This is a genomic window from Promicromonospora sp. NPDC057488, from assembly GCF_042802395.1.
GTDB lineage: Bacteria > Actinomycetota > Actinomycetes > Actinomycetales > Cellulomonadaceae > Promicromonospora.
In genome coordinates, this window is record NZ_JBHVEG010000231.1 from 1 (window position 1) to 8,360 (window position 8,360).

At 73.6% G+C, this 8,360-nt stretch carries 9 protein-coding genes; 7 read left to right on the forward strand and 2 right to left on the reverse strand.

The window, feature by feature from the left end; translation table 11 throughout:
* Positions 1-112: 112 nt before the first annotated feature.
* The gene (locus ACFU5G_RS27545) at positions 113-1,690 is read right to left on the reverse strand and encodes a leucyl aminopeptidase (protein ID WP_377251884.1); all 1,578 of its coding nucleotides are present in this window, start codon (positions 1,688-1,690) and stop codon (positions 113-115) included.
* 155 nt (positions 1,691-1,845) lie between these two features.
* Between ACFU5G_RS27545 and ACFU5G_RS27550 the strand changes: the two genes are divergently transcribed.
* Genes ACFU5G_RS27550 through ACFU5G_RS27565 form a run of 4 tightly spaced genes read left to right on the forward strand, consistent with a single transcriptional unit; the run spans position 1,846 to position 3,969 of the window.
* The gene (locus ACFU5G_RS27550; protein ID WP_377251886.1) at positions 1,846-2,205 is read left to right on the forward strand and encodes a hypothetical protein; all 360 of its coding nucleotides are present in this window, start codon (positions 1,846-1,848) and stop codon (positions 2,203-2,205) included.
* Complete coding sequence (locus ACFU5G_RS27555) at positions 2,205-2,669, forward strand: hypothetical protein (RefSeq protein ID WP_377251888.1); 465 nt, start codon at positions 2,205-2,207, stop codon at positions 2,667-2,669. Before ACFU5G_RS27550 ends, ACFU5G_RS27555 begins: the two co-directional genes overlap by 1 nt.
* Positions 2,666-3,763 (forward strand): quinone-dependent dihydroorotate dehydrogenase, encoded by a 1,098-nt coding sequence (locus ACFU5G_RS27560; protein ID WP_377251890.1) that lies wholly within the window; start codon positions 2,666-2,668, stop codon positions 3,761-3,763. Before ACFU5G_RS27555 ends, ACFU5G_RS27560 begins: the two co-directional genes overlap by 4 nt.
* A complete protein-coding gene (locus ACFU5G_RS27565; RefSeq protein WP_036959922.1) occupies positions 3,760-3,969 on the forward strand; it encodes a hypothetical protein in 210 nt (69 codons plus the stop codon). Before ACFU5G_RS27560 ends, ACFU5G_RS27565 begins: the two co-directional genes overlap by 4 nt.
* 60 nt (positions 3,970-4,029) lie before the next feature.
* On the opposite strand, the gene ACFU5G_RS27570 is transcribed toward ACFU5G_RS27565, so the two are convergent.
* A complete protein-coding gene (locus tag ACFU5G_RS27570; RefSeq protein WP_377251892.1) occupies positions 4,030-5,514 on the reverse strand; it encodes a PLP-dependent aminotransferase family protein in 1,485 nt (494 codons plus the stop codon).
* A gap of 62 nt (positions 5,515-5,576) precedes the next feature.
* On the opposite strand from ACFU5G_RS27570, the gene ACFU5G_RS27575 reads away from it, so the two are divergent.
* The 3 genes from ACFU5G_RS27575 to ACFU5G_RS27585 all read left to right on the forward strand — a co-directional run bounded on the left by ACFU5G_RS27575 (position 5,577) and on the right by ACFU5G_RS27585 (position 8,311).
* Entirely contained in the window at positions 5,577-6,317 is a 741-nt protein-coding gene (locus ACFU5G_RS27575; protein ID WP_377251894.1) for a YitT family protein, read from the forward strand.
* Positions 6,318-6,387: 70 nt separating this feature from the next.
* Positions 6,388-7,218, forward strand: coding sequence for a hypothetical protein (locus tag ACFU5G_RS27580; RefSeq protein ID WP_377251896.1), 831 nt, complete (start codon positions 6,388-6,390; stop codon positions 7,216-7,218).
* 79 nt (positions 7,219-7,297) lie between these two features.
* Entirely contained in the window at positions 7,298-8,311 is a 1,014-nt protein-coding gene (locus ACFU5G_RS27585) for an aldo/keto reductase family protein (RefSeq protein WP_377251898.1), read from the forward strand.
* Positions 8,312-8,360: the final 49 nt, after the last annotated feature.

Sequence of the window (8,360 nt, forward strand, 5' to 3'; positions counted from 1 at the left end):
GGCGAAGCAGCAGCTGCTGCTTCGCCAGAGTTCTATCTCGCCACGGTTCTACTTCGCCACGGTTCTACTTCGCCACGGTTCTACTTCGCCTGAGTTCTACTTCGCCTGAGCTCTACTTCGCGGGGAGAGCCGCCGCGGCCGCCGCGCGGCCCTCGACGAAGCTCAGCAGCGTGCGCACGCCGACGCCGGTGCCTCCGCCGGAGGTGTAGCCGTGCGCGCCGCCCTCGTTGAAGGCCGGCCCGGCGATGTCCAGGTGGGCCCACGGGTGGTCGCCCACGAAGGTCTGCAGGAACAGGCCGGCGTTGAGCATGCCGCCCCACCGCGGGCCGGAGTTGGCGACGTCGGCCACCTTGGACTTGATGTTGGCCTTGAGCTCCTCGGGGAGCGGCATCGGCCAGAACAGCTCGCCCGAGGCGTCGGCGGCGGCCTTGACCTCGTCGCGCACCTCGTCGGTGCCCATGACGGCGGACGTGCGGTTGCCGAGCGCCACCATCTGCGCGCCCGTGAGCGTCGCGATGTCGAGCACCACGTCGTGGCCGTCCTCGACGGCGGAGACCAGGCCGTCGGCCATGACGATGCGGCCCTCGGCGTCGGTGTTCAGCACCTCGACGGTCTTGCCGCCGTAGATGGTGATGACGTCGGCGGGGCGCTGCGCGTTGCCGCCCGGCATGTTCTCCGCGAGGCAGAGGTAGCCCGTGACGGCGACCGGCAGGTTCAGCTTGGCCGCGGCGACCACCGTGGACAGGACGGCGGCGGCGCCGGCCATGTCGGACTTCATGGCCTCCATGCCGGCGGCCGGCTTGATCGAGATGCCGCCGGAGTCGAACGTGATGCCCTTGCCCACGAGCGCCACCTTCGCGGTCGGCTTGGCCGGCGTGTAGGCGACCTTGACGAGGCGCGGGCCGCGCGACGAGCCCTGGCCCACGGCGGTGAGCCCGCCGTAGCCGCCCGAGGCGAGCTGCTTGTCGTCCAGCACCGTCACCTTGAGGTGCTTCACGTCCTTGGCCGCGGCCTTGGCGGCGTCGGCGAAGGTGGCCGGGTAGAGCTCGTTGGGCGCGGTGTTGACCAGGTCGCGCGTGGCGTGCACGGCCGCGGCGAGGATCTCGGCGCGCTCGGCGGCCAGCTTGGCCTTCGCGTTCTTGTGCAGCGGGGTGAGGATCTCGATCGTGGCGACCGGGTCCTTGCCGTTCTTCGCGGTGTCCTTGCCGGTGGCCTTGGCGTCCTTCGCTCCGCCGGTCGCGCCGGCCTTCGCGGCCTTGCCGGCGGTCCGGTAGCGGTTGAACGCGTAGGCACCCAGCAGCGCGCCCTCGGTGACGGCGGTGATCTCCGCGTCGTCGGAGGCGGGCAGCGCGATGGCGGCGGAGGCGAGGCCCGCGAGCTCGCGGGTCGCGGCGCCCGCGGCACGGCGCAGGGTCTCGGCCGTGAACGTGCCGTCCTCGGTGCGCTCGCCCAGTCCGGTCAGCACCAGGACGTCGGCGGCGAGCTTGTCGCCGGCCGGGATCTTGCGGACCTCGTCGCGCGCCCCGGTGACGCCGAGCTGCGGGGCGAGCGTCTCGAGCTGCGTGAGCAGGTCGGTGGGGAGCTGGTCGGACACGACGGCTACGCCGTCCGACGTCTGGGCGGTCGCCACCACGAGCGCTTCGGCCTTCACGGCGGTGGGATTCTTGCTGGAGAGGGTCACGTCGGTCACGCAGCCGATCGTATCCCGCACCTCTGACCGCCGGTCCGCGGGCAGGGGACGGCCAGGCGAACGGCCTGCCCAGCGCCCTCGGACGGGCCCATCGAGGCGCAGGTCACGCGCGATCCGATTGCCGGTGGGTCGGTGCCGCCCGGTAGTCTGCGGACGTGATCCTTGGCCTCCTGCTCCTCGTGGTCGCGCTCTGCGCGGCCCTGGCCGGGTGGGCCGGCTGGTTCGTCGCCCGCGACCGCGCCGTGATCCTGAACCAGCTGTGGGGCGGCGCCGCGATCGAGGTCCTGCTGCTCGTGCAGGGTGTCGTCGCGATCGTGCAGGGCGCGGGCGGCGGCGGGGCGAGCGACCCGCTGCTGTTCTGGGGCTACTTCGCCACGACCCTGGTGATCCTGCCGGTCGCCGCCGCGTGGGCCTTCGCCGAGCGCACGAAGTGGAGCTCGGTGGTGCTGCTCGTGGCGTCCCTGACGGTGGCCTTCCTGGAGTGGCGCATGTGGCAGATCTGGATGGGGGCGTGATGACAGAGCCGACGGAACCGACCGAACCGGTGGTACCGACCGAGAAGAGGGCCGCGCGACGGACCGGGCGGGGCTTCGGCCGCGTGCTGGTGACCGTGTACGGCATCCTGGCGTTCGCCGCCCTGGGCCGGTCGTCCTACGAGCTCGTCGTGAAGTTCGGCGAGGCCCCCGTGGCCTACACGCTGTCCACGCTCGCGGCCGCGGTGTACGTGGTCGCGACCTTCGCGCTCGCGATCGGCACGCCCGCCTGGCGCGTGACCGCCTGGATCACCGTCGGGATCGAGGCGGTGGGCGTCGTCACGATCGGCGCCCTGTCGCTGGCCGACCCCGGCGTGTTCGGTGAATCGACCGTCTGGTCCGGGTTCGGCCAGGGCTACGGCTACGTGCCGCTGGTCCTGCCGTTCGTCGGTCTGTGGTGGCTGTGGCGGACGTCGCGCAGCACGTCCGAGGAGAGGACCGCATGAGCTGGCCGTACTCGTTGTTGTTCAACGGCGTCTTCCGCCGGATGGATCCGGAGCGGGCGCACGAGATCGCGTTCTCGCTGATCGAGCGCGCCGGCAAGGTGCCCGTGCTGCGGGACGTCGCGCAGGGGGCGCTGGCCCCGTACCTCGGCCAGCGCGCCGGCGGCCCGGGCAGCGTGCGCCTCTTCGGCCGCGTGGTGCCTGCGCCGTTCGGCCTGGCCGGCGGGTTCGACAAGAACGCCCGCGCGATCCGGGGCCTGACGATGCTCGGCTTCGGGTTCGTCGAGATCGGCACCGTCACCGCCCGCCCGCAGCCCGGCAACGAGAAGCCGCGCATGTGGCGCGAGCTCGACGTGCGCGGCGTGCGCAACCGGATGGGCTTCAACAACGAGGGCGCGGCGGCCGCCGCCGACCGCCTGCGGGCGCTGCGGAGCACCGCGGCGGGCCGCGCGATCGTCGTCGGCGCCAACATCGGCAAGTCCAAGGTGACGCCGCCGGAGTTCGCGGCCGGCGACTACGCGACGTCGGCCCGGCTGCTCGCCCCCTGGGCGGACTACCTGGTGGTCAACGTCTCGTCCCCGAACACGCCGGGCCTGCGCGACCTGCAGGCGACCGAGTCGCTGCGGCCCATCCTGGAGGCCGTCCGCGCCGCCGCCGACGAGGCCACGGTCGGCACGGCCGCCGGCCGCGGCACCGGGCGGCGCGTGCCGCTCCTGGTCAAGATCGCGCCCGACCTCGCGAACGACGACGTCGACGCCGTCGCCGACCTCGTGCTGGAGCTGGGCCTGGACGGCGTCGTCGCCGTCAACACCACCATCGGGCACGACCGCGGCCCCGGCGGCCTGTCCGGCCCGCCGCTGCTGGGCCGGGGCATCGAGGTCGTCGCGCGCCTGCGGGAGCGCCTCGGCACCGGACCCGTCATCATCGGCGTGGGCGGCATCACCCGGGCCGACGACGTCCGCGCGTACCTGCGCGCGGGCGCCGACCTGACCCAGGGCTACACGTCGTTCGTCTACGAGGGTCCGCTGTGGGCGTCGGAGATCAACCGCGCCCTGACCCGTTCGGCGGGCTCCACGGCAAGTGGGAGGTACGAGTGATCCGTCCGCAGTGGGAGTGGGCCCTGGACGACGCCGAGGGGCGTCGCCTGACCGAGCCCGTCACGCCCGTCTTCACCGCGCAGTACGACGCCGAGCAGTGGCTCGGCGAGCACTGGCGCGAGCTCGCGGCCGCCGGTGCCGTGCAGGCGAGCCTGCTGCACGACGGCACGCAGGCCGCGCCGGGTGTGGAGCTGCGGACCCACTGAGGTTCGGCAGCCGGAGGCTGCCGGCTGGGGTTGTCAGCTGGGGTTGTCAGCTGAGTGCCCTCAGCGCCTCGGCCTGCCCGACGGCGCCACCCGTGCCCAGGCCCGGACGAGCCGCGGCACGGCGTCGGCCAGCTCGGCGGGCGACCGCGTGAAGGTGAGCCGTACGCGGGACGCGGCGCCGGTGCTCTCGGGGCTGAAGATCGGCCCGGCCGCGACCAGCGCGCCCTCCGCGGCCGCCGCCGCGGCGAACGCCTGCGCGACGGGCCGGCCCAGGTCGGCCCAGCAGAACAGCCCGCCCTGCGGCGTCGGCACGTCCCACGGGAACGCCTCCTGGAGCCGGCCGACCAGCAGGTCCCGCCGCTCGCGCAGCATGCGCCGCCGGCCGGCCATGACCTCCTCGTGGCGCCCGAGCAGCTCGACCACGGCGAGCTGCTCCAGCACCGCCGTCGCGATGTCCGCGGACTGCCGCGCCCGGGCGAGGTGCGCGATCACCTGCGGGTGCGCCCGGACCCAGCCGACCCGGAGCCCGCCCCAGAACGCCTTGGACGCCGACCCCACGGACACGACGTGCGGCGACGTGCCGTCCCCGGCGAACGCCGGCGGCATGGCCTCGTCCGACAGGTTGAGCTCGACGAGCGTCTCGTCCCCGACCACGGTGACGCCGTACCGGTCGGCGATCTCCCGGACCGCGGCGCGCTCGTCGGCGGACATCACGAAGCCCGTCGGGTTCTGGAAGTCCGGCACCAGGTACACCAGCCGTGGTTGGGCGCGCCGCACCGTGGAGACCAGCAGGTCGACGTCGAGCGGTCCCGTGGGCACGCCGACCACCCGGCCCCCGGCGTCGCGCATGGACTCCATGGCGTGGAAGTAGGTGGGCGACTCCACGACCGCGCGGTCGCCCGGCCGCAGGTGGGTGTGCGCCAGCAGGGCGATCGCCTGCTGCGCGCCGGTGGTCACGAGGATCTCCTCGGCCGTGGTCGGCACGCCGCGCTCGCGGTAGCGCGCGGCGACCGCCTCGCGCAGCGGCGCCAGCCCGTGCGGCTCGTACCCGCCGGAGTCGAGGTAGGCCGGCAGCCGCTCCAGGGCGCGGGCGAAGGCCTCGTGCAGCTCCGGGGGCGCCGGCGGGGTGGCCTGCCACAGGTCCAGGTGCCCGACGGCGGACGGCAGGCCCCCGGACGTCACGGCCCGCAGGGCGTCGTCGGGCACGGGGGCGTCGCCGCCGGCGGGGCGGCCGGGGGCGGGCTCGGCGCTGCGCTGCGGCAGCGTGGCGACCGTCCCCGACCCGACACGGCTCACCGCGAAGCCCAGCTCGCGCAGCCGCGCGTACGCGCCCGAAGTCGTGGTGCGCGACACCCGCAGCGTGGCGGCGAGCTCGCGCTCGCTGGGCAGGCGGGTGTTGGGCGCGAGCGTGCCGGACAGGACGGCGGCCCGCAGGGCGTCGGCGAGGGCGATGTACGCCGGCCCGCCCGCGTGCCACGAACCCAGCAGCCGGGCGGTCGTGGCGGGGGAGAGCTGGCGCAGCACGGTCGGGGTCGCGGCGGACATAGGGGCCACTCTTGCGCGATTGGCCCTGGATGACAAGGCCAATGGCACCGCACCATGAGGGCATGACGACGACCACCGGCCGCCCGGCCGAGCCCGCCCCCGACCTCGCGGCCGACGCCGCAGCCGGCACCACCCCCGTCCTGACGCCCGCTCCCGCGGCCGAGGTCGCGCCCGTACCCGAGGTCGTTCCCGTCCTGATGCGCCCCTGGCGCCGCGGCGTGCAGCTCCTGCTCGGGCTGGTGGGCTTCGGCGTCGCGACCGCGATGATGCTGCACTCGGGCCAGGGCGCGATGCCGTGGGCGGTCCTGGACCAGGGCATCGTGGACCGGACCGGGCTGGCGTACGGCTGGGTGGTGCTCGGCGTCGGACTGCTGGTGATGCTCGCCTGGATCCCGCTGCGCCAGCGGCCGGGCGTCGGCACCATCGCCAACATCATCGTGATCAGCCTCGTCATCGACCCGGCCCTGTGGCTGCTCGAACGGCTGCTGCCGCACCCGGGGCTCCCGGCCGGGATCGCGCTGGCGCTGGGCGGCACCGTGCTGCTCGGGGTGAGCACCGCGGCCTACGTGGGCGCCCGCCTCGGGCCCGGCCCGCGCGACGGCCTGATGACCGGCATCGTGCAGCGCACGGGCTGGCCCGTCTGGCTGGTCAAGACCGCGATCGAGGTCACGGTGGTGGTGGTCGGCGTGCTGCTGGGCGGGACGTTCGGCTGGGCCACGGTGGTGTTCGCCTTCGGTGTCGGCCCGGTGGTGCAGGTGGCCGCGCGGTGGCTCGCGCCGACCGGCCTGACCGACCGGCACTGACCTCGAGGTACCGGCGCCGGCCGCGAGGTTTTGCTGGCGCCGGGGCGGTCCGCACCGCACCATGAACACCATGACCAGCGAAGACGTCGTTACGCGCCCGGGTATCCGCACGCTGCTGCCCGGGTGGACCGCCCGGATCGCCTTCGGTGCGTTCCTGCTCGCCCTCGTGGTCCGGCTGACGGGCGTCGTGGAGCCGTGGGGCATGTCCGGCGTCACGGCTCCGGTCGTGGCCCACCTCCTGCTGCTGCCGCTGCTGGCGCTGACCCTGTGGGCGGCGTCGCAGCCCGGTGGAGCCGGCGGCGCGAGCGGGACGACCGGCGCGGCCCGGCGGCCGCGGTCCGTCGTCCTGACTCTCGTGGCGCTGGCCGTGGGCTACCTGGGTGACCCCGTGGTCACGATCACGTTGCTGCCCGGGGTGTGGGAAGCGCTGATGGGCGGCATGGAGCTCGAGGGGTTCATCTACGCGCCCATGCTCGTCCTCGCCCTGCTCGCGCTGTCCCTGACGGTCCAGACGGTCGCTTTTTGGGACTGGCTCGGCACGGGGCGTCTGTTCCACCTGACCACCGCGGCCTGCTGGGTCGTCGGCGTCGCGGCCGTCGTCGTCCTGGTCTCCGGGGTGGCTCACCTGGACATCGGCGAGTACGTGGTGGGTGCGCTCACGGCGGGTGCCGCCTGGTGCCTCGCAGTCGCCGTCCTGGCCGTGGCGGCCTGGCGGGTCGACCGTCTCGCGGGCATCGGCGCCCCGCTGCTCGTGGCGGCGGTGGCGTTCCTGCCCGTCGGGATGGTCGTCGGCGGGGCCGGCGCCTACCTGTCCGCCTTCCGGGTGCTGCCCGTGGTCTACGTCGCGGGGCAGGCCCTGCTGGCCGCGGGGCTGCTGCGGAGCCTGAACCGCCCCCTGTGACAAAGGGGACATCCTCTTTCCCGAACTTGCCCCGTCCCGGGGCTCGATTCGATTCGAAGGCCTGGCATAGGGTGCCTTCATGGTCAACTATCGGTACCTCGGTAACAGCGGTCTCAAGATCTCGGAGATCACGTACGGCAACTGGCTCACCCACGGCTCGCAGGTCGAGAACGACGTCGCCTCGGCGTGCGTCCGGGCCGCCCTCGACGCCGGTATCACCACCTTCGACACCGCCGACGTGTACGCCAACACCGTCGCGGAGCAGGTCCTCGGCGACGCGCTGCAGGGCGAGCGCCGCGAGTCCCTCGAGATCTTCACCAAGGTGTACTGGCCCACCGGGCCCAAGGGCCCCAACGACACGGGCCTGTCGCGCAAGCACATCCTGGAGTCGATCAACGGCTCGCTGACGCGCCTCGGTACCGACTACGTCGACCTGTACCAGGCCCACCGCTACGACGTGGAGACGCCGCTCGAGGAGACGATGCAGGCGTTCGCCGACGTCGTCCGCCAGGGCAAGGCCCTCTACATCGGCGTCTCCGAGTGGAGCGCCGACCAGATCCGCGCCGGTGCCGCGCTCGCCAAGGAGCTGGGCTTCCAGCTCATCTCCTCGCAGCCGCAGTACTCGATGCTGTGGCGCGTCATCGAGGACGAGGTCGTCCCCGCCTCGAAGGAGGTCGGCGTCTCGCAGATCGTGTGGTCGCCCATGGCCCAGGGCGTGCTGTCCGGCAAGTACCTGCCGGGCCAGGCCGCGCCGGCCGGCTCGCGCGCCACGGACCAGAAGGGCGGCGCCCAGACGATCAGCCGCTTCATGAGCGACGAGACCCTGACCGCCGTGCAGAACCTCAAGCCGGTGGCCGACGAGCTGGGCCTGTCCATGGCGCAGCTCGCCGTCGCCTGGGTGCTGCAGAACGACAACGTCGCCGCCGCGCTCGTGGGCGCCTCCCGTCCCGAGCAGGTCGCGGAGAACGTCAAGGCGTCGGGCGTGACCATCCCGGCCGAGCTGATGAAGCAGATCGACGAGGCGCTGACCGGCGTCGTCGAGCGCGACCCGGCCAAGACGCTCGAGGGCATGCCCAAGAAGCGCCTGGCCTGAGATCTCGAACCAAAGACCTGTGGCGGGGCGGAACCGACCGGTTCCGCCC